This is a genomic window from Bradyrhizobium sp. Mp27 (genome assembly GCF_029953005.1).
In the GTDB taxonomy this organism is placed as follows: Bacteria; Pseudomonadota; Alphaproteobacteria; order Rhizobiales; family Xanthobacteraceae; genus Bradyrhizobium; species Bradyrhizobium barranii.
The window spans coordinates 12,034-30,441 of sequence record NZ_JASAUS010000057.1 but is presented as its reverse complement, the minus strand read 5'-3'; the positions used below and the strand labels follow the sequence as shown (position 1 = coordinate 30,441).

Genomic DNA, 18,408 nt, shown 5'->3' with positions numbered 1-18,408 from the left:
CCTATAACCCCCGCCACGCCGAAGCACCTCTTGCGGGATTGGAATGGCCGAACCAGCAACCGACACGATCCTCGTTCTCAACGGGCCGAACCTCAACATGTTGGGGACGCGCGAGCCCGAGAAGTATGGCCATGCGACGCTGGCCGACGTGGAAACGCTGTGCCGCGAAGCGGCGGCGGCATACGGCCTCAAGGCCGACTGCCGGCAGTCCAACCGCGAAGGCGAGCTGATCGACTTCGTCCACGAGGCGCATGCCCGCAAGATGAAGGGCATCATCATCAATGCCGGCGGCTATTCGCACACCTCGATCGCGCTGCACGACGCGCTGCTCGCGGTGCAGATTCCGACCGTCGAAGTGCACGTGACCAACATCCACGCCCGCGAGAGCTTCCGTCACCATTCCTACACCGCGCGCGCGGCCTTCGCCTCGCTCTGCGGTTTCGGCATCGAAGGCTACCGCCTCGCCATCCAGGGCCTTGCCGCCAAGCTCGGCATCAAGCCCAAAGCCTGACGCTCCCTCTTCACACAGAACATTCGGATCAGAACATGGCGCGCCAGCCAGACGACAAAGCAGCCGTAAAGTTTTCCAGCGAGGATACCGCGCTCGTCCGCGAGCTCGCACTTCTGCTCGATGAGACCAGCCTCACCGAGATCGAGATCGAACGGGCCGGCCTTCGCCTGCGCGTCGCCCGCAACATCAGCGTCGCCGCGACCATGCCGATGCAGATGGCAGCCGGTCCCGCCGTCCTGCCAGCGGCCGCGGTTGCCGCCGCGCCGGCCGCGGCCGACCTGTCGAAGCATCCCGGCGCGGTGATCTCGCCGATGGTCGGCACCGCCTATTGGGCGCCGGAGCCCGGCGCCAAGCCGTTCATCGAGGTCGGCAGCAAGGTCTCGATCGGCCAGACGCTGCTGATCATCGAAGCGATGAAGACCATGAACCAGATCCCCTCGCCGCGCGCCGGCACGGTGACGCAGATCCTGGTCGAAGACGGCCAGCCGGTCGAGTACGGCGAGCCGCTCGTCATCATTGAGTAATGGTCGTGGGCGGTCAGCCGCCCTAGCCGCCTCCCGCGCGCCAGTCCCTTAAGGACACCATGTTCGACAAGATCCTCATAGCCAATCGCGGCGAGATCGCCCTTCGCATCCTGCGCGCCTGCAAGGAGCTCGGCATCGCGACCGTGGCCGTGCACTCCACCGCCGACGCCGACGCCATGCATGTGCGTCTGTCGGACGAGAGCGTCTGCATCGGGCCACCGCCGTCCAAGGACAGCTATCTCAACGTGCCCGCGCTGCTCGCGGCCTGCGAGATCACCGGCGCGGACGCCGTGCATCCCGGCTACGGCTTCCTCTCCGAGAACGCGCGCTTCGCCGAAATCCTTTCCGAGCATAATCTGCATTTCATCGGCCCCAAGGCCGAGCACATCCGCCTGATGGGCGACAAAATCGAGGCCAAGAAGACGGCCAGGAAGCTCGGCATTCCCGTGGTGCCCGGCTCGGACGGCGCGGTCGGCCCCGAGGACGACGCGATGGCGATCGCCAGGAAGATCGGCTTCCCCGTGCTGGTCAAGGCAGCCGCCGGCGGCGGCGGCCGCGGCATGAAGGTCGCGCAGAGCGAGGCCGACCTCCAGGTGGCGCTGTCGACGGCGGCCAACGAGGCCAAATCCGCCTTCGGTGACGCGTCCGTCTATCTCGAAAAATACCTCCAGAAGCCGCGTCACATCGAGATCCAGATCCTCGGTGACGGCCGCGGCGGCGCGATCCATCTCGGCGAGCGCGACTGCTCGCTGCAGCGCCGCCACCAGAAGGTCTGGGAGGAAGGTCCCTCGCCCGTCCTTGCCGCCGCTGCACGCGCCAAGATCGGCGAAACCTGCGCCAAGGCGATGCGGGAGATGAAATATCTCGGCGTCGGCACCATCGAATTCCTGTTCGAGGACGGCGAGTTCTACTTCATCGAGATGAACACCCGCATCCAGGTCGAGCATCCCGTCACCGAGAGCATCACCGACATCGACCTCGTGCTGGAGCAGATCCGCATCGCTGCCGGCGGTGATCTGCCGGCCAAGCAGAGCGAGATCCAGATCATCGGCCACGCCATCGAGTGCCGCATCAACGCCGAGAACCCGCAGAGCTTCCGCCCCTCGCCGGGCCGCATCACGCAATATCACCCGCCCGGCGGGCTCGGCGTGCGCATCGATTCCGCGGTCTATCAGGGCTACACCATCCCGCCCTATTACGACTCCCTCGTCGGCAAGCTCATCGTCCACGGCAAGACCCGCGCCGAATGCCTGATGCGGCTGCGCCGGGCACTGGACGAGATGGTGGTCGAGGGTATCGAGACGACGCTGCCGCTGTTCCGCGACCTGGTGCGCCAGGACGACATCATCAACGGCGACTATCATATCCACTGGCTCGAGCAGTACCTCGCGGGCAAGGAACCGGTCGCGGGGTGACCCCTCTCCCGTGGAACCCTTTGGCCCCCATCGCGTTCTGGACGGGGACAGTTCCGAGGGGGCCTTTTGAGTTCCGTTGACGTGACGAAGCGAGACCGTCGTGACGACTGAAGCGCAACGACGGCGCTCCATGTGGCAGATCCTGCTGTTCTCGGCGGGTCTTCTGGTGTTGACCGTGATCAGCGCCGGCTCGGTCTACCTGGTCAACAAGGCCAGAGACGATAGCAAATGGGTGATTCACACCATCGAGGCGGAGAACCAGATCAACGCCCTGCTGCTGGAAATCCGGCGTGCCGAGAGCGCCGCCCGCGGCTATCTCCTGACGCAAGGGGCGGATTTCAAGGCTGACCATGAGAAGGCCGTGGCAGCGATCATACCTGCCCTCGACAAGCTCACGCGCCTGACCCGCGATAATCCGGACCAACGCGGCAACATCGAGAAGCTGAGCGCGGCCATCGAAATCCGGCTGGGGCAATTCAAGCAGGAGCTGGACTTCATCGGCCAGAATCGGCCGGACAAAGCCATAGCGCAGGTCCGCGAGGCCGCCTCCACCGACACCACGGCCGAGATCAGCAAAGTCGCGGTCTCCATGATCCAGGAGGAGGAGCGCCTGTTCCGGCTCCGATCGGTCAATTCCGACCGTAGCCAGACGCTGGCGGCCTCGATGACCGGCATCGGTTCGGGCCTCGTGGTGCTGCTGACCCTGATCTCGATCTGGCTGGTGCGGCGCTCGGTGCGGGCCCGCGACGAGGCCGAGACGCGCCTGCGCGACGCCTACGCCAACCTCGAGACCGTGGTCGACGAACGCACGGCAGACCTGCGCGAGGCCAACAACGAGATTCAGCGCTTTGCCTATATCGTCAGCCACGACCTCCGCTCGCCACTCGTCAACATCATGGGCTTCACCAGCGAACTCGAAGAGCTCGGCGGCGACATTTTCCGCCGTATCGGCGGCCTTACCCATGTCCCGGCCGATGGCCCGCCGCTGGCTGACGGCGAGGTCACGCTCGAAGGCCCCGACAAGCAGCTTTCAGCGGATTTTTCCGAAGCGCTCGGCTTCATCAAGTCGTCGATCGCCAAGATGGACCGCCTGATCTCGGCGATCCTCAACCTCACCCGCGAGGGCCGGCGCGAATTCGTGCCCGAGAAGATCGACACCCGCGAGTTGATCGAAGCCATCGTGTCGACGCTGGCGCATCAGTCCGCCGAAGCGCAGGCCGAGATCCATGTCGCACCGCTGCCGGATCTCGTCAGCGACCGCCTTGCGCTGGAGCAGATCTTTTCCAATCTGATCGACAACGCCATCAAATATCTCAAGGCCGGCGCCCCCGGCGAGATCAGAATCCGCGGGCGCACCAAGCTTGGCTACGCTATCTTCGAGATCAGCGATAACGGCCGCGGGATCGATCCGAAAGATCACCAGCGGATTTTCGACCTGTTTCGCCGGGCGGGAACCCAGGACAAGCCTGGTCAGGGCATCGGTCTTGCGCATGTGCGTGCACTTGTGCGCCGCCTCGGCGGTACCATGTCGGTATCATCGGAACTGAATACCGGCAGCACTTTCACCATCACGCTGCCCATCACCTGGAACACAAGCAACCGGAACGCCGACCAATGACTCAACCCGTCACCATCATCATGATCGAGGACGACGAGGGCCACGCCCGGCTGATCGAGCGCAACATCCGCCGATCCGGCGTCAACAACGAGATCATCCCCTTCGCCAACGGCACGGACGCGATGAAGCACCTGTTCGGCGCCGACGGCACCGGGCTCGTGCAGAAGGGCAATGCGCTCCTGATCCTGCTCGATCTCAATCTCCCCGACATGACCGGGATCGACATCCTGAAGCAGATCAAGGAGAACAAATATCTGAAGGCCTCGCCCGTGGTGGTGCTGACCACCACTGACGATTCCCAGGAAATCAAGCGTTGCTACGAGCTCGGCTGCAACGTCTACATCACCAAGCCCGTGAACTACGAGAATTTCGCCAATGCCATCCGGCAGCTCGGCCTGTTCTTCTCGGTCATCCAGGTCCCGCCCGCCGCCTCATGAACCAGCACCCGCCTACACTGCTCTATATCGACGACGACGCGGCGCTGGCCCGCCTGGTCGAGCGCGGCCTGACGCGGCGCGGCTACAAGGTCGTTCATGCCGCAAGCGGCGAGGAAGGCCTGGAGCGTATCCGTCGCGCGGGGACCCAAAACAGCGCCGACGGCTGCATCGACGTCGTGGCGCTCGACCAGTACATGCCCGGCCTCGACGGGCTGGAGACGCTCGAGCAGATCATGGCGATAGCAGGCGCACCGCCCGTGGTGTTCGTCACCGCGTCGCAGGATTCCAGCATCGCGGTCACCGCGCTGAAGGCGGGCGCGGCCGATTATCTCGTCAAGGACGTCAAGGGCGACTTCATCCCCCTGCTCCACGTCGCCGCCGACGGCGCGCTGCGCCAGGCCGAATTGCAGAAAGCGCGCGAGGAAGCCGAAGCCGAGATCCACGCGTCGCGCGACCGCTACGCCGCACTCGCCGCCGAACGTGAGCTGCTGCTGCGCGAGGTCAATCACCGCGTCGGCAACTCGCTCCAGATCATCGCCTCGCTGCTGCATCTGCAGGCGAACTCGGCGGGCCAGGAAGAGGTCAAGGCGGCGCTGACCAACGCGATGGGCCGCGTCGCCGCGGTCGCGCAGGTGCACCGCCGCCTCTACACCTCGCAGGACCTGAAGAGCGTGGTGCTGAACCAGTATCTGGATTCGCTGCTCGAAGATCTCAGGCGCTCGGCCGAAGGCAATCGGATGTCGCGGCTGACGGTGAAGGCCGAGCCGATCGAGATCGATCCGGACCGCGCCGTCGCCGTCGGCATCATCGTCAACGAGCTGGTGATGAACGCGGTGAAATACGCCTATCCGGACGGCGCCGGCCCCATCCATGTCGAGCTGACCTCGCAGGGCGAGGATCTGCTGCTGGCGATCACCGACGACGGCGTCGGCGACAAGGTCAAGGCGGATCCGCGCTCGACCGGCATGGGCCAGCGCATCGTCGCGGCGATGGCCACCAAGCTCGACGCCACCGTCGAACGCGACCCCGCCCATTCCGGAACTCGCGTCATGCTGAGGTTCCGCCGTACGCCCGCAGCCCCCGACAAGACCAACAACGCCGCCGCAGGCTAACCCTCGCCCCCTTCGCAACACCTCCACGATCCTGCTATTGTCGCGGCATGACCTCGCGCGACTCCGCTTCGTCTGAAATCACGCCGGCCGTGCTGTTGCGCGCCTATGCCTGCGGCATTTTTCCGATGGCCGAGAGCGCCGACGATCCGACCCTGTTCTGGGTCGAGCCGGAATTGCGCGGCGTCATCCCGCTCGAGGGATTTCGCGTGGCCTCGCGGCTCGCGCGCACCGTCGGTACGGACGCCTTTCGCGTCACCGTCAACACCGCGTTCAAGGCAACGATCGCCGGCTGCGCGGCGCCGCAGGCGGGACGCGAGGACACCTGGATCAACAAGCGGATCCGCGACCTCTATGGCGGCCTCTACGAGCTCGGCCATTGCCACAGCGTCGAGGCCTGGCAGGGCGACGACCTCGTCGGCGGGCTCTACGGCGTCAGCCTCGGACGCGCCTTCTTCGGCGAGAGCATGTTTCATACCGCGCGCGATGCCTCGAAAGTCGCGCTGGTGCACCTGGTCGCGCGGCTGATCCATGGCGGCTTCGAGCTGCTCGACACGCAATACGTCACTGATCATTTGAAGAGTTTTGGCGCGGTCGAGATTTCGCGTCGGCGCTACACCGCACTGCTCGACAAGGCGCTCGCCGGCGACCCTGGTGATTTCCTGCGGTTGTCGGCCGGTGACGCGATCCCGGGCGCACGCGCGCTCGACATCATCGCCTCGCGGCCATGATCGGTGAAGGCGCCTAGCGCCCGAACCCGGGGATGCCGAACAGACCCGGCCGTTGCTCCGGCGGCGGCGGGGGTGGCGGCGCCGGCTGCTGCTGCTGGATCGGCGGCAAGGGCTGCGGCGGACGCTGCTGCACGGCCTGCTTCGGTGGTGCCGCCTTCTTCTGCGCGGGCGGCGGAGCCGGCGGCTTTGCCGCGGTCGGATCGGGCGCCGCGGTCGCGATGGTCTGCTGCGGCTCTTTGCAGTCAGTGAGCCAGATGTCGTAGATCGGATGCTCGACGCCGTGCAGGCCGGGGCTCGCCGCATACATCCAGCCCGAGAAGATGCGCTTCACCTCACCCTGCAAGGTGATCTCGTCGACCTCGACGAAGGCATCGGTATTGGTGGCTTCCGTCGCCGGCCGCGTATAGCAGGCGTCGGTCTTGACCCGCAGCGCGCCGAACTGGACGGTCTCGCCGATGTCCTCGTCGAAATTGATGATGCGTCCGGTGATCTTGTCGAGGCCGGAGAAGGTCGCCTTCTTGTTCACGATCTTCTGGGCCGGCGGCTCGGTCACGACCTCGTCGCCCGGCTGGAGGCTCGCCGGGGTCTGCGGGACAGTGCCGCCCGGCCCGCCCTTCTGCTGGGGCTGGCGCTGACCGGGCGCACCCGGGGCGGCTTGCGGATTGGGCGGAGCGACTGCCACGGACGGCGGCTGGTTCGGCGGAGCGACGGTTGAGCCCGGCGGCGGCGCCAGGGGCTGGGATTCGACCGGCCCCGGCATCACGTTACCTTGCCGGCCCGGCGGCGGCGCCATCGGGCGCGACGGCAGCACGCGGCCCTGCGGCGGCAGCTCGGGGACCTCTTCGTCGTCATCGGGGATCTGAGGCTGCGGCTGACCACGCGGAATCGCACCCGGCGGCCGCGGCGGCGGGTCGGAGAAGATCGTGCCGATCTGCGCCTGCGCGGGCGTCGCAACCGTCAATGCGGTGGCGGCCAGAAGCGCCGCAAGACCTGGCAGGGCAAGTCTTGTAAGGGTAAAGGTTCGAATCATCTTCTCGCGCGGCTTCAACAGCGAATCGGGCTTGCTGGACATTCTACAGGGGATACCGCCGCTCGCAGGCCATCCGGTTAACACGGCGAATACGGCGGGGGAAGGGCGGCATCCCTGCCCTGCCCGCCGCCGTCTGGCCAGACCGGCGGCCGGATGGGATAGTTGACCGGCCCCTCCCCGGGGCCGAGGCGGGCAGCGCCCCCGAAACGACGTCCAACGACAACAGAAAGCCCAAGGTCGCTCCCATGCCCGTCGTGCTCGATCCCGATGCCGCCGCCGTCTACAAGGCGTTCCAGGACGCGGGCCGCCCCGCCTACGAGACGCTGACGGCAGCGGAAGCCCGCGCCTATTACGGGCAGGCCCGCTTTGCCACCAACCCCGAGCCGCCGGAACTGGCGCGCGTCGCGGCGCTGGCGATCCCGGCGCCGCACGGCGAAATCCCCGCCCGCATCTACGTCCCGAAGCAGCCGCGCCTTCAGAACGGCCTGTCGCCGGCGCTGGTGTTCTTCCATGGCGGCGGCTGGGTGATCGGCGATCTCGACTCCCACGACGTCGTCTGCCGCCAGCTCGCCGTCGAGGGCGCGCTGATCGTGATCTCGGTCGATTACCGCCTCGCGCCCGAGCACAAGTTTCCCGCTGCCGCCGATGACGCGATCGCCGCCACAAAATGGATTGCCGCGAATGCGCGCGAGCTCGGCATCGACGCTGCGCGCCTTTCGATCGGCGGCGACAGCGCCGGCGGCAATCTCGCCGCCGTGGTCGCACTCACCGCACGCGACGGCAATGGTCCAGAGATCGCGGGCCAGGTCTTGATCTACCCGGCAACCGATTTCGCCATGACGCACGGCTCGCACCGCGAGCCCGAGACCAGCGTGCTGCTGACGCATTCGGTGATCCGCTGGTTCCGCGATCACTATCTCAACGGCACCGCCGACATCCAGGACTGGCGCGCCTCGCCGGCGCGCGCGAAAAGCCTCGCTGATCTGCCGCCGGCCTATGTGCTCACAGCCGGCGCCGATCCGCTGCGCGACGAAGGCGACGACTATGCCGAGCGCCTCAGGCAGGCCGGCGTGCCCGTCACGTACAAGCACTATCCCGGGCAATTCCACGGCTTCTTCACGATGGGCAAATTGCTCCAGCAGGCCAACCTCGCCGTCGGCGAGATCGGCGCGTGGCTGAAGGGATTGGGCTGACGCTGCCGTCCCGGATGCCATCCCTTCTCCAAACCGTCTTCGCCCTCCCCCTGCGCGCGCTGACATGGCTCGGCAGCCAGGGCACCCGTGCGGTGGCCGCCGTGGTGTTCATTGCGGCCGCGGTACCGCCGCTCGGCATGCTGCTGCGGCCCTACGTCACCGAGGCGATCTTCGGGCTTCTCTGCATCTCCTTCATGCGGGTCGATCTGGCCGCGCTCTACAGCCATTTGCGCCGGCCGGCGCTGGTCGCGACTGCCACTGCCTGGACCACGATCGGCGTGCCGCTGATCGTCGGGCTGGTCGCCCATGCAACGGGGCTCACGGCTCGCTCGCCCGGCCTTGCGCTGGCGCTGATGCTGCAGAGCATGGCCTCGCCGATGATGGCTTCTCCGGCGCTTGCCGCGCTGATGGGCCTCGATGCCACGCTCGTGCTGGTCACGCTGGTGACCTCGACCGCGCTGGTGCCGTTCACGGCCTCGCTGTTCGCGGGCCTCTTCCTCGGCGACATGCTCACCATCTCGCCGCCGGCGCTCGGCCTGAAGCTGCTCGGCATCCTCGCGGCATCGCTGCTGGCCGCAACCTTGATCCGATGGGTCTTCGGCGCGGCTGCGATCCAGCGTCACAAGAAGCCGATCGACGGCTTCAACATCATCATCCTCCTGACCTTCGCAGCCGCGATCATGGGCGATGTCGTGAGCGACCTCGTGGCCCAGCCGCTCTTCACGATCGGCCTGGCGGCGCTGTCCTTCGCGATCTATTTCACGCTGCTCGCCGTCACCACGCTGCTGTTCCGCCGCATCGGCTATGAGCGCGCGCTGGCGCTCGGGCTGATGGTGTCACAGCGCAATCTGGGCCTGATGCTGGCCGCGACCGCTGGCGCGCTGCCGCCCACCACCTGGCTCTATTTCGCGATGACGCAGTTTCCGATCCATCTTGCGCCCTACATGCTGACGCCGATCGCGCGGCGATTCACGGCGCGCGCGGACGCGTCCGCTGCAAGCAGCACGACCCAGGGCGCGCGCCCGTAAATCCGGAATGAAGCCGGCCCTCTCTGGTTGATCACCACCCGTGGCCTCCCTCGGCAGCGCCGCCAGCGCGCTCCGAGCATATCCACGGCCGCTTTGGCCAAACGATTCCAGCGCCTCACCAGATCCAAATGATCCGCTCGGGCACGAAGCTGATCCGCGGGAGCATTCACCGCCCGGGCCGCCAGGCCTACCCGTTCGCGAAGCGTAGCCACGACGGTGCAAGCGCGCCGTGCCAAACGGAGGAAAGGCCATGACCATGTCAGCCAATCATCAGCCCATGCTCTCACGTCGCGGTTTCTGCCTCTGCTGCGCGGCCGCCGCCGGCTTCGCTGCAACGGGCGGTTGGTTCAGCCCCGCGACAGCCTACGCCAAGGCACGCAGCATCGTCGATCTGATCCGTGACGAGGCTGCCAAGACAAAGATCAAGGTCCACAAGCTTCGCGGCAATGTCAGCATCCTCGAGGGCTCCGGTGGCAATATCGCGGTGCTGACCGGACGAGACGGCAAGGTGTTCGTCGATGCCGGCATCACGGCCTCTCGGCTGCGCATATTGGAAGCGGCGAACAGTCTCAGCCGCGATCCGATCACGCACCTGATCAACACGCATTGGCACTTCGACCATGCGGACGGCAATGCATGGCTAAACGCAGAGGGAGCCGAGATCACGGCGCACGAAAACACCCACAAGCATCTCATGTCCACACAGAGGGTCGAGGATTGGGATTTCAATTTTACGCCCTCAGCCCTTGCCGCCGTTCCGACCGACATTTTCGACACGGACAAGACCCTGAAGCTGAACGGATCGACCCTTCAGCTCAGATATTACGGACCGGCGCACACCGACAGCGACATATCAGTCAATTTCAGCGAGGCGGACATTCTCCACGTCGGTGACACCTACTGGAATGGCATCTATCCCTTCATCGACTATTCGACCGGCGGAAGCATCGGAGGCATAATCAAGGCCACGGAAGCGAACCTCGCGGCCGCAACGAAGCAAACCATCGTCATTCCCGGCCACGGCGCGCCGGTGAGCAACAGGCAAGAGCTGTCGGCCTATCGCGATATGCTGGTCGCCATCCACGACAACGTGGCGAAACTCAAGAGCCAAGGACGCTCTCTCGAAGAAACGATCTCGGTCAAGCCGACCGCCGCCTTCGATGCCAAATGGGGCCAGTTCGTCATCACGCCGGAGTTCTTCGTGCGGCTGGTTTACCACGGCGTCTGAGGTCAATCGCCGCAAGCCGATGGGCCTGCGGCGGTAACGCCTAACGCTCGCGCGCAACCTCGATCCTTAAGCGCTTGATCGCCTCGAACTTCACCTTGGGAGGACGCAGTCATAGCGGCGGCGCAGCCGGCTTTGAGGCCTTGAAGAGATAGCGGTTGGTGCTGAAGAAGTATTGTCCCGCCCCGCCCAGAAGCTCGAACTCGCTGTGCCAGGCTTCGAGATCATCGGCTGAAACGTCGTTCCTGCGGGCGACGAAGTCCCGAATGCCCTGAGCCAGCCCCTTACTGTAGCTATCGTCATCGTACTGCAAATTCAGGATTGGAAAGACCGACGCTCCGTCCAGGTGAAGTCGTGCATTAGCTAATCTGTGGGCCATCGACCTTGGGAGACGCGGGTGAGCGCAGTGCGCTTCCCATGATTTCATCACCGCGGCCATACGTTCCGGGCTTTCGGAATGCCACACCACCGCGTCCCAGTCCGTTGCGACAAAAATCGTGCGGCCCCCCGGCTTGAGCACGCGAAATGTCTCTGCGAGGACGCGGTCGACATCGGGCACGTACTCGGCAACCTGCGTGCACACGACGACATCGAACGACGCATCCGCTTGACTCAATTCCGTCGCGTTGCCGATCGCATATGAAATCCAGGCGGAAGCCTTCTGCCGGTTGCAGACCGCGATCAGGTCAGTCGACACATCGATACCGCCGACAGCACCATCAGGCCCGACGATCTGCGCCATGCTTTCGCAGAGATAGCCGGGACCGCATCCGATATCGAGAACGCTCTCGCCGGGAGCCAGATTTAGCTGCCGAAGAGTCTCCGCGCGCTGGGCGGTCACGTCCCCCGTGAGATAAAGTCTCTGAAGCCGTTTCGCGTTCTCGTTGCTGTACTCCATCCCGCCCATCTTCGCCTCCACGCTCGAGTGCCAGGTGAGAGTTCCTAGCCCGCCCGCGCCGCGCGCCGCAGCGCCTGCGGCGGCTGGCCGAAGGCGCGGATGAAGGCGCGCCGCATGCGCTCGGGGTCGCCAAATCCGGTCGCCTCCGCGACGAGCTCGATCGCCTCGCGCGAGGACTGCACGCGCTCGCGCGCGACCTCGATCCGTAAGCGCTCGATCGCCTTCGACGGCGTCGTGCCGGTCTCGGCGGCAAAGGCGCGGGCAAAATGCCGCGCGCTCATGCCGGCACGATCGGCGAGATCTTCGACCGTCAGCCGGGCGTCGAGGTTCTCGCGCGCCCAGGACAGCAGCGTGCCGAACCGGCCGTTCGGTGTCTTCAATTCCAGCAGTGAGGAGAACTGCGACTGGCCGCCGCTGCGGCGATGATACAGCACGAGCTGACGGGCGGCCTGTTGCGCGATCTCCTCGCCATGGTCCTCGGTGACCATCGCGAGCGCGAGGTCGATACCCGCCGTGATGCCCGCCGACGTCCACACATAGCCGTCATGCGTGAAGATCTGGTCCGGCTCGAACTTCACCTTGGGATAGCGCGCGACGAAATCCCGTGTGCGGCCCCAATGCGTGGTGGCGCGGCGTCCATCGAGCAGGCCCGCCTCGGCCAGCACATAGGCACCCGAGCAGACGCTCGCGACCCGCACGCCTCGCTTCGCCAGCCGCTGCACGAAGGCCCGCGTGACCTCGCAGCGTGCGGCGTCCGTCACGCCTGCGCCACCCGCGATGACCAGCGTGGTGATCGCGTTTGCCGACCTGAAGTCGCGCGCCATCATTTCCACGCCGGACGAGCTGCGCACGGGCCCCGCGTTCAGTGCCAGCACGCGGATTCCGGTGGTCGTCTTGCCCGTGCAGCGCGCCGCGATCTCGAACACCGAGATCGGGCCGGCCGCATCGAGCAACTGGAAATCCGGGAAGATCAGGATGCCGATCATGGTGATGTCCGAAAGTGAGGGAAATACGCCATTTTGGACGGAATGGCATCATGAGAGGCTGCGTCCGTCAAGCCCATCTTTGGAGGACCTGCCCATGTCGTCACCGCTCCAGATCGGTCTTTTGGTGTTTCCGCGCGTCACCCAACTCGACTTCACGGGCCCCTTGCAGGTGTTCTCCTCCGTCCCCGGCGCCAAGCTGCACCTGATCTGGAAACGGATCGAGCCGGTGCCGAGCGACTCCGTGCTGACGCTGATGCCGACCACGACATTCGCCGACTGTCCTCAGCTCGACGTGATCTGCGTGCCCGGCGGCGGCGGGACCAACGACCTGCTCAACGACGAAGAGGTACTGGATTTCCTGCGCAGGCAGGCCGAAGGCGCCAAGTACGTCACCTCGGTCTGCACGGGGGCGCTAGCACTCGGCGCTGCCAGCCTGCTCAAGGGCTACCGCGCCGCCACCCATTGGAGCGCGATGGAGATGCTCGGCCAGTTCGGCGCAACGCCGACCAAGACGCGCGTCTGCATCGACCGCAACCGCGTCACCGGCGGTGGCGTCACCGCCGGGATCGATTTCGCGTTGACGCTGGTGTCGATCCTGGTCGACCGCGCCACGGCGGAAGCGATCCAGCTCCAGATCGAATACAACCCGGCACCACCGTTCACTTCCGGCTCGCCCGACACCGCACCGGCCGAAGTGCTGGCCTTGCTGAGAGAGCGCGGCGCCGCAAACCAGGCCCGCCGCCTCGAGGCGGTCAAGCGCGCGGCTGAGCGGGTGATGTAGCTCTGATGTCCCGGACGCGGCGCAGCGTGCAACGCTGCTCCGCTGAGCCGGGACCCACACCACACGGATTGCTGGGAGAAATGGGCCCCGGCTCAGCAGCGCACCACTTCGTGCTGCGCAGCGTCCGGGGCACGAGACCTCCCGCAAGTCCCCAAAAGAAAAAGGCCGCTCGGTTTCCCAAGCGGCCTTTCCTGTCTTACGGTGGCTGCACATTCCATCGGGCGATTTCGAACTTCCAGACCGGGGGCCTATCTCCCGATCGAGTCCTGGTCGGCGGCCGCTGCATCTCGGGACAGTCGCGAGCTGTTGCCCGAACCGAACGCGATGGTCTCCCATCTCCGTAAGATGGGACCATTGAGCCGCATCGCTCGCGTAGCTGCAACGCCCGCGCAGGCGCTGTCCCCGCTGTTCCCGTTGTCCACAGCAAGGTGAGGCGGATGCTGGTGCATCCAACCCCACGGCAAGGATTCGGACGGAGATCGGAAAGCTAGCCGGGCGTCCAGGGTTGATAGTCGCCGGTCGCCTTGGGACGCTTGCCGCTGGCAAGCGTCGAGCCGGAGGGCCGATAGGCGTTCGGCGTGCCGGTGGGGTTCGGCTGGTGCGGCTTTTGCCACTCGCGCGGCTGGTAGTTCTCTTCAGTCGGCGGCACATCGACGACGTGATGCATCCAGCCGTGCCAACCCGTGGGAATGCGGCTCGCTTCGGCGTAGCCGTTATAGATGACCCAGCGCCGCTCGAAGCCGAGTGTCGGATCGATCGCGCCGCCGCGGGTCCGATAATAGCGGTTTCCCTGCTCGTCCTGGCCGACCAGCTCGCCGTACCGCTTGGTCCAGAGTTGGGTGCCAAAGGTCTGGCCACTCCACCAGGTGAAGAACTTGAGGAAGAACTGTTTCATACGGCTAGGGCCCTGCTTCGTGAGGCCCTGATGCCATCCGGGCGGCGAAATGTCCAGTTCCGCGGGGACGGCCGTGCCCCCGCAAAATATGGTGCCCCGGCGCAAGCACTGCCGCAAATCGGACGCGATCCGTTCATGCCGGGTACAGCGGCGGCATGGAAACCTGCGCCACACGCGCACACCGGCGTGAACCCTGGAACCGCGGGCCCTTCAAGAGGTTTGCTTCAGGGAATAAGGAGTTTGAACATGAAAAGTCTGAGAATTTTGAGCGCCGCGGCAGCGGTCGCGTTGGTCCTTCCGTTGGCGACGCCGAGCTTCGCCCAGGGCCGTGGTGGCCACGGCGGTGGCGGCGGTGGTCATTTTGGCGGTGGCGGCGGCGCCCATTTCGGTGGTGGCGGCGCCCGCATGGGCGGCGGCAGCTTTGGCGGCGCGCGGATCGGCGGCGGCGGCAATTTCGCAGCCGGAGCCATGCGCCCGAGCGCCGGCCTACCCATGCGTCCGACCGCAGGACCAGGCTTTAGCGGCGGCGGTGGCCGTCCCCTCGCAGTCGCGGGTAATAACTGGCGTGGCGGCGGCGGCAACTGGCACGGTGGCGGCTGGCGTCGTCACGGTGGCGGTTTCTGGCCGGGCGTCGCAGCCGGTGCTGCGATCGGCGGGCTAGGCTCTTACGCCTACTACGGTGGCGGGTACTACAACGATCCCTATTACTATGGCGACGACAGCTACTATGACGAGCCGTCGGTCGCGGTGGTGCCGGACAACGGTGGTGACTCGTCGGCTTATTGCGCGCAGCGCTTCAAGTCCTACGATCCGGCCTCGGGCACGTATCTCGGCTATGACGGCCAGCGTCATCCCTGCCCGTAAGCAGATCGACAACGCTTGACGGAAGAGGCGTCGCATCGTTGCGGCGCCTCTTTCGTTTGTCGCGCGCTCATCGCCTGTTTCGCGCGCAGCCCGCGCATCGCGTGGGAGGATCTATGCACGCGAGCGCGAGGGACCTTTATTCACCGCACCGTGCATATCTACAATGATCCAATCCCAAATTGACCCGTCCCGCGATTCGCCTATATCACCGATGAATGTTGGGACTTCGATCTACTGGGAAATGTCATGCCGCGTATCCTCGTGGTAGATGACGATCCGATGGTCGGCGCGACCATCGAGGTCCTGCTCCAACGTCAGGGCTTCGATGTCACGATGGCTGACGGCGGCGAAACGGGGCTGGCTGCGCTCGAAGCGCAGACGTTCGACGTGATGCTGGTCGACATCTTCATGCCGCACATGCGCGGCTTCGAATCCATCCGCATCTTTCACGAGCGCGCGCCGGCGATCCCTCTGATCGCGATGTCTGGCTACGCCTTCGCCTCGTCTGCGTCGCCCTCCCCCGATTTCCTCCGCATGGCACTGGAACTCGGCGCGACACGCTGCCTGCGCAAGCCGTTCACGCCGGACGCGCTCCTGACCACGATCCGGGAATGCCTCGGCGAGGCCGCGCAGCCGAAGGACAAGAAAGAAGCCCCTTGATCCCAACGCAGCGCGTCATTCTCGGTGCTGGACTTGCAATCCTCCTGATCATCACCGCCGCCTCGATCGGACTCGACGTCAAGTCGCGGTACGATGCCGCCTGGGTCAATCACACCATCGAGACGCAGAAGAAGATCTCCGATCTGCGCGTGCTGATGCGGCGCGCCGAGAGCGCCGCGCGCGGCTACGAGATCTATCGCAACCCGAGCTTCAGCGACGAGTTTCAGGCGGTGCACGCCCAGATCGCACCGGCGCTGGCCGACCTCAAGCGCAGCCTGCGTGACAATCCCGATCAGGTCGCGCTCATCGATGGCACCGAGCCGCTGGCGCTGCGCCGGGTCGAGATCGCCGCAGAGGTGATGCGCCGGCGCGCCGAGAACGACCAGGCCGGCGTTGCCGCGCTCCAGGGCAAGGGCGAGGGCCGCGGCCTCATGGACACGGTGATGGGCAATCTCGATCAGCTGAGCGCGGAGGAAGAGCGATTGCTCGCCGCCCGCGCCCTAAGTTCCCGCCGCACCGGCATCGTCTTGCTCGGCATCGATGTGATCGGCGCGCTGGTGATCCTGCTGCTGGTCGCGATGCTGATGCGCGAGAGCCAGCGCACCACGGTCGCGCTGAAGAGCACCCTGCTGGAGACCACGGCGGCGAAGGAGCAACTCGAGGCGGCCGTCGCCGAGCGCACCGAGCATCTCGTCAACGCGCATGACGAGCTGCGGCTGTCGGTGAACGTGCTCCAGAGCACGTTCCACAGCATGGCCGAGGCTGTGCTGGTGATCGACGCCGAGGGCACTGTCCTTCTGTCCAATCCGGCCGCGGAGCGCATCTTGCTGCATCGCGCCGGCATGAGCCTGCGCAATCTGCGCGCCCTGTCCGACGTGTTTCACGGCGATGGCGTCACGCCGCTCAGGGCCGACGAGCTGCCCTCGACGCGCGTGCTGCGCGGCGAGCAGTTCGAGAATCTGGAGATGATCGTCCGCCCGCATAACGGCAACGATCCCCGCCATCTGATGATCAGCGGCCGGCCGATGCGCGACGGACAAGGCAACGTCTCCGGCGCCGTGCTGGTCTATCACGACGCGACCACGTCGCGCGAAACCGAGCGGCAGCTGCACCAGTCGCAGAAGCTGGATGCGATCGGCAAGCTGACGGGCGGCGTCGCGCACGACTTCAACAACATGCTCACGGTGATCTCCGGCAATACCGAGACGCTGGTGGCGAGCCTGAAGCAGCAGCCCGAGCTCCAGCGCGTGGCCCGCCTGATCGACGATGCCGCCGAGCGCTGCGCCGAGCTGATCCAGCATCTGCTCGCCTTTGCACGAAGGCAGCCGCTCCAACCGCGCAATGTCGAGATCAACGGCGCGATCGCCGATATCGCCAAGCTGCTACGCCCCACGCTCGGCGAGCAGATCCAGATCGAGACCGTGCTGGAACAGGGACCGATGACCGCGCACATCGATCCGTCCCGCCTCACCAATGCCGTGCTCAACATGGCGATCAACGCCCGCGACGCCATGCCGAACGGCGGCAAGCTGCTGCTCGAGACCCACCACGTCGTGCTCGACGAGGCCTATGCGCAGGCCCACGCCGAGGTGCAGCCCGGCCCCTACGTGATGCTTGCGGTCAGCGACACCGGCACCGGCATGTCGGCGGACATCCAGCAGAAGGCCTTCGAGCCGTTCTTCACCACCAAGGAGGTCGGCAAGGGTTCGGGCCTCGGCCTCTCCATGGTCTATGGCTTCGTCAAGCAGTCCGGCGGCCACATCAAGATCTACAGCGAGGAAGGCCACGGCACCACGATCAAGCTCTATCTGCCGCCGGGCGACGGCATGACGGATGCGGCCGCCCCAGTGGCGCCGCAGGCCGAAGGCGGCGCCGAGACCATTTTCGTGGTCGAGGACGACACGCTGGTGCGCAACTTCGTCACCGCGCAGCTGCAGAGCCTCGGCTACGACACCGTCGCCGCGCCCGACAGCCGGGCCGCGCTGGACATGATCGAGGCCGGCCAGGACTTCGACCTCCTGTTCACCGACGTCGTCATCCCCGGCGGCATGAGCGGCCGCGAGCTCGCCGAAGAGGTGGCCAAGCGCCGGCCGGGCGTGAGGGTGCTCTACACCTCCGGCTACACCGACAACGCCATCGTCCACCACGGCAAGCTCGACGACGGCGTGCTGCTGCTGACAAAACCCTACCGCCGCAACCAGCTCGCCGAGATGATCAGGAAGGCGCTGAACGGCGGCGGGATGACGGCGGGCTAGAGCATTTTCTCACGGCTTCGAAAGCGCGCGGATTGTCTGTGCGCTGACTGAGAACTGCACTGAATTACGAATGCTCGCTGACGTCATCCGCGGTCTCGCGGCGGGTGTCGATGTTGTTTCCGGGTGACAGGCGACCGAAATCAAACGGTATTCCTGGCGGGCAAGACCATTCTCGTTGAGCCGCTTCGGCGAGCGAATATGTTGCGGTCTGTTTCTGAGGATTTCACCTCGGAATGGCCTGCGGGGCG

Annotated in this window: 18 protein-coding genes; 14 read left to right on the top strand and 4 right to left on the bottom strand. The window is 65.8% G+C overall.

All coding sequences use genetic code 11. The features are described 5' to 3' along the window. The first annotated feature begins 43 nt into the window (after positions 1-43). The 7 genes from aroQ (at position 44) to aat (ending at position 6,345) form a co-directional block, all read left to right on the top strand. Entirely contained in the window at positions 44-511 is a 468-nt protein-coding gene (gene aroQ / locus QJT78_RS26115) for a type II 3-dehydroquinate dehydratase (RefSeq protein ID WP_014495592.1), read from the top strand. Between the two features lie 35 nt (positions 512-546). Further along, on the top strand, positions 547-1,035 hold the full coding sequence (gene accB / locus QJT78_RS26110; protein WP_028148738.1) for an acetyl-CoA carboxylase biotin carboxyl carrier protein: 489 nt from the start codon (positions 547-549) through the stop codon (positions 1,033-1,035). A 59-nt stretch (positions 1,036-1,094) separates the two neighbouring features. Further along, positions 1,095-2,450: an acetyl-CoA carboxylase biotin carboxylase subunit gene (gene accC, locus QJT78_RS26105; RefSeq protein ID WP_028148737.1), complete on the top strand. Its 1,356-nt coding sequence runs from the start codon at positions 1,095-1,097 to the stop codon at positions 2,448-2,450. A gap of 100 nt (positions 2,451-2,550) precedes the next feature. Then, positions 2,551-4,068, top strand: a complete 1,518-nt coding sequence (locus tag QJT78_RS26100; protein WP_085966002.1) for an ATP-binding protein — start codon at positions 2,551-2,553, stop codon at positions 4,066-4,068. Then, complete coding sequence (locus QJT78_RS26095; RefSeq protein WP_014495596.1) at positions 4,065-4,505, top strand: response regulator; 441 nt, start codon at positions 4,065-4,067, stop codon at positions 4,503-4,505. The genes QJT78_RS26100 and QJT78_RS26095 overlap by 4 nt, the downstream gene beginning before the upstream one ends. Then, positions 4,502-5,617, top strand: a complete 1,116-nt coding sequence (locus QJT78_RS26090; protein WP_028148735.1) for a histidine kinase dimerization/phosphoacceptor domain -containing protein — start codon at positions 4,502-4,504, stop codon at positions 5,615-5,617. Before QJT78_RS26095 ends, QJT78_RS26090 begins: the two co-directional genes overlap by 4 nt. 47 nt (positions 5,618-5,664) lie before the next feature. Further along, on the top strand, positions 5,665-6,345 hold the full coding sequence (gene aat, locus QJT78_RS26085) for a leucyl/phenylalanyl-tRNA--protein transferase (RefSeq protein ID WP_281460356.1): 681 nt from the start codon (positions 5,665-5,667) through the stop codon (positions 6,343-6,345). A gap of 13 nt (positions 6,346-6,358) precedes the next feature. Here aat and QJT78_RS26080 read toward each other — a convergent pair whose 3' ends face one another. After that, the gene (locus QJT78_RS26080) at positions 6,359-7,417 is read right to left on the bottom strand and encodes a DUF2155 domain-containing protein (RefSeq protein ID WP_038944030.1); all 1,059 of its coding nucleotides are present in this window, start codon (positions 7,415-7,417) and stop codon (positions 6,359-6,361) included. Positions 7,418-7,620: 203 nt separating this feature from the next. On the opposite strand from QJT78_RS26080, the gene QJT78_RS26075 reads away from it, so the two are divergent. The 3 genes from QJT78_RS26075 to QJT78_RS26065 all read left to right on the top strand — a co-directional run bounded on the left by QJT78_RS26075 (position 7,621) and on the right by QJT78_RS26065 (position 10,824). Further along, positions 7,621-8,568 (top strand): alpha/beta hydrolase, encoded by a 948-nt coding sequence (locus QJT78_RS26075; RefSeq protein WP_028148732.1) that lies wholly within the window; start codon positions 7,621-7,623, stop codon positions 8,566-8,568. Positions 8,569-8,582: 14 nt separating this feature from the next. Continuing rightward, positions 8,583-9,596, top strand: a complete 1,014-nt coding sequence (locus QJT78_RS26070; protein WP_028148731.1) for a hypothetical protein — start codon at positions 8,583-8,585, stop codon at positions 9,594-9,596. A 256-nt stretch (positions 9,597-9,852) separates the two neighbouring features. Then, positions 9,853-10,824, top strand: coding sequence for an MBL fold metallo-hydrolase (locus QJT78_RS26065; protein WP_028148730.1), 972 nt, complete (start codon positions 9,853-9,855; stop codon positions 10,822-10,824). 109 nt (positions 10,825-10,933) lie between these two features. Here QJT78_RS26065 and QJT78_RS26060 read toward each other — a convergent pair whose 3' ends face one another. After that, entirely contained in the window at positions 10,934-11,728 is a 795-nt protein-coding gene (locus tag QJT78_RS26060) for a methyltransferase domain-containing protein (RefSeq protein ID WP_038944028.1), read from the bottom strand. A gap of 35 nt (positions 11,729-11,763) precedes the next feature. After that, a complete protein-coding gene (locus QJT78_RS26055; protein WP_038944027.1) occupies positions 11,764-12,705 on the bottom strand; it encodes a GlxA family transcriptional regulator in 942 nt (313 codons plus the stop codon). Between the two features lie 94 nt (positions 12,706-12,799). Between QJT78_RS26055 and QJT78_RS26050 the strand changes: the two genes are divergently transcribed. Beyond that, positions 12,800-13,486, top strand: a complete 687-nt coding sequence (locus QJT78_RS26050) for a DJ-1/PfpI family protein (protein ID WP_028148727.1) — start codon at positions 12,800-12,802, stop codon at positions 13,484-13,486. Between the two features lie 487 nt (positions 13,487-13,973). Here QJT78_RS26050 and QJT78_RS26045 read toward each other — a convergent pair whose 3' ends face one another. Continuing rightward, positions 13,974-14,381 carry an NADH:ubiquinone oxidoreductase subunit NDUFA12 gene (locus tag QJT78_RS26045; RefSeq protein WP_028148726.1) on the bottom strand — a complete coding sequence of 136 codons (408 nt, stop codon included), beginning with the start codon at positions 14,379-14,381 and terminating at the stop codon, positions 13,974-13,976. A gap of 246 nt (positions 14,382-14,627) precedes the next feature. Here QJT78_RS26045 and QJT78_RS26040 point away from each other — a divergent pair, with 246 nt between their 5' ends. From QJT78_RS26040 to QJT78_RS26030, 3 genes are all read left to right on the top strand, one after another. Continuing rightward, the gene (locus QJT78_RS26040; RefSeq protein ID WP_028148725.1) at positions 14,628-15,245 is read left to right on the top strand and encodes a BA14K family protein; all 618 of its coding nucleotides are present in this window, start codon (positions 14,628-14,630) and stop codon (positions 15,243-15,245) included. A 246-nt stretch (positions 15,246-15,491) separates the two neighbouring features. Then, positions 15,492-15,905, top strand: coding sequence for a response regulator (locus QJT78_RS26035; RefSeq protein WP_028148724.1), 414 nt, complete (start codon positions 15,492-15,494; stop codon positions 15,903-15,905). Further along, positions 15,902-18,160 carry a CHASE3 domain-containing protein gene (locus QJT78_RS26030; RefSeq protein WP_028148723.1) on the top strand — a complete coding sequence of 753 codons (2,259 nt, stop codon included), beginning with the start codon at positions 15,902-15,904 and terminating at the stop codon, positions 18,158-18,160. Before QJT78_RS26035 ends, QJT78_RS26030 begins: the two co-directional genes overlap by 4 nt. Positions 18,161-18,408: the final 248 nt, after the last annotated feature.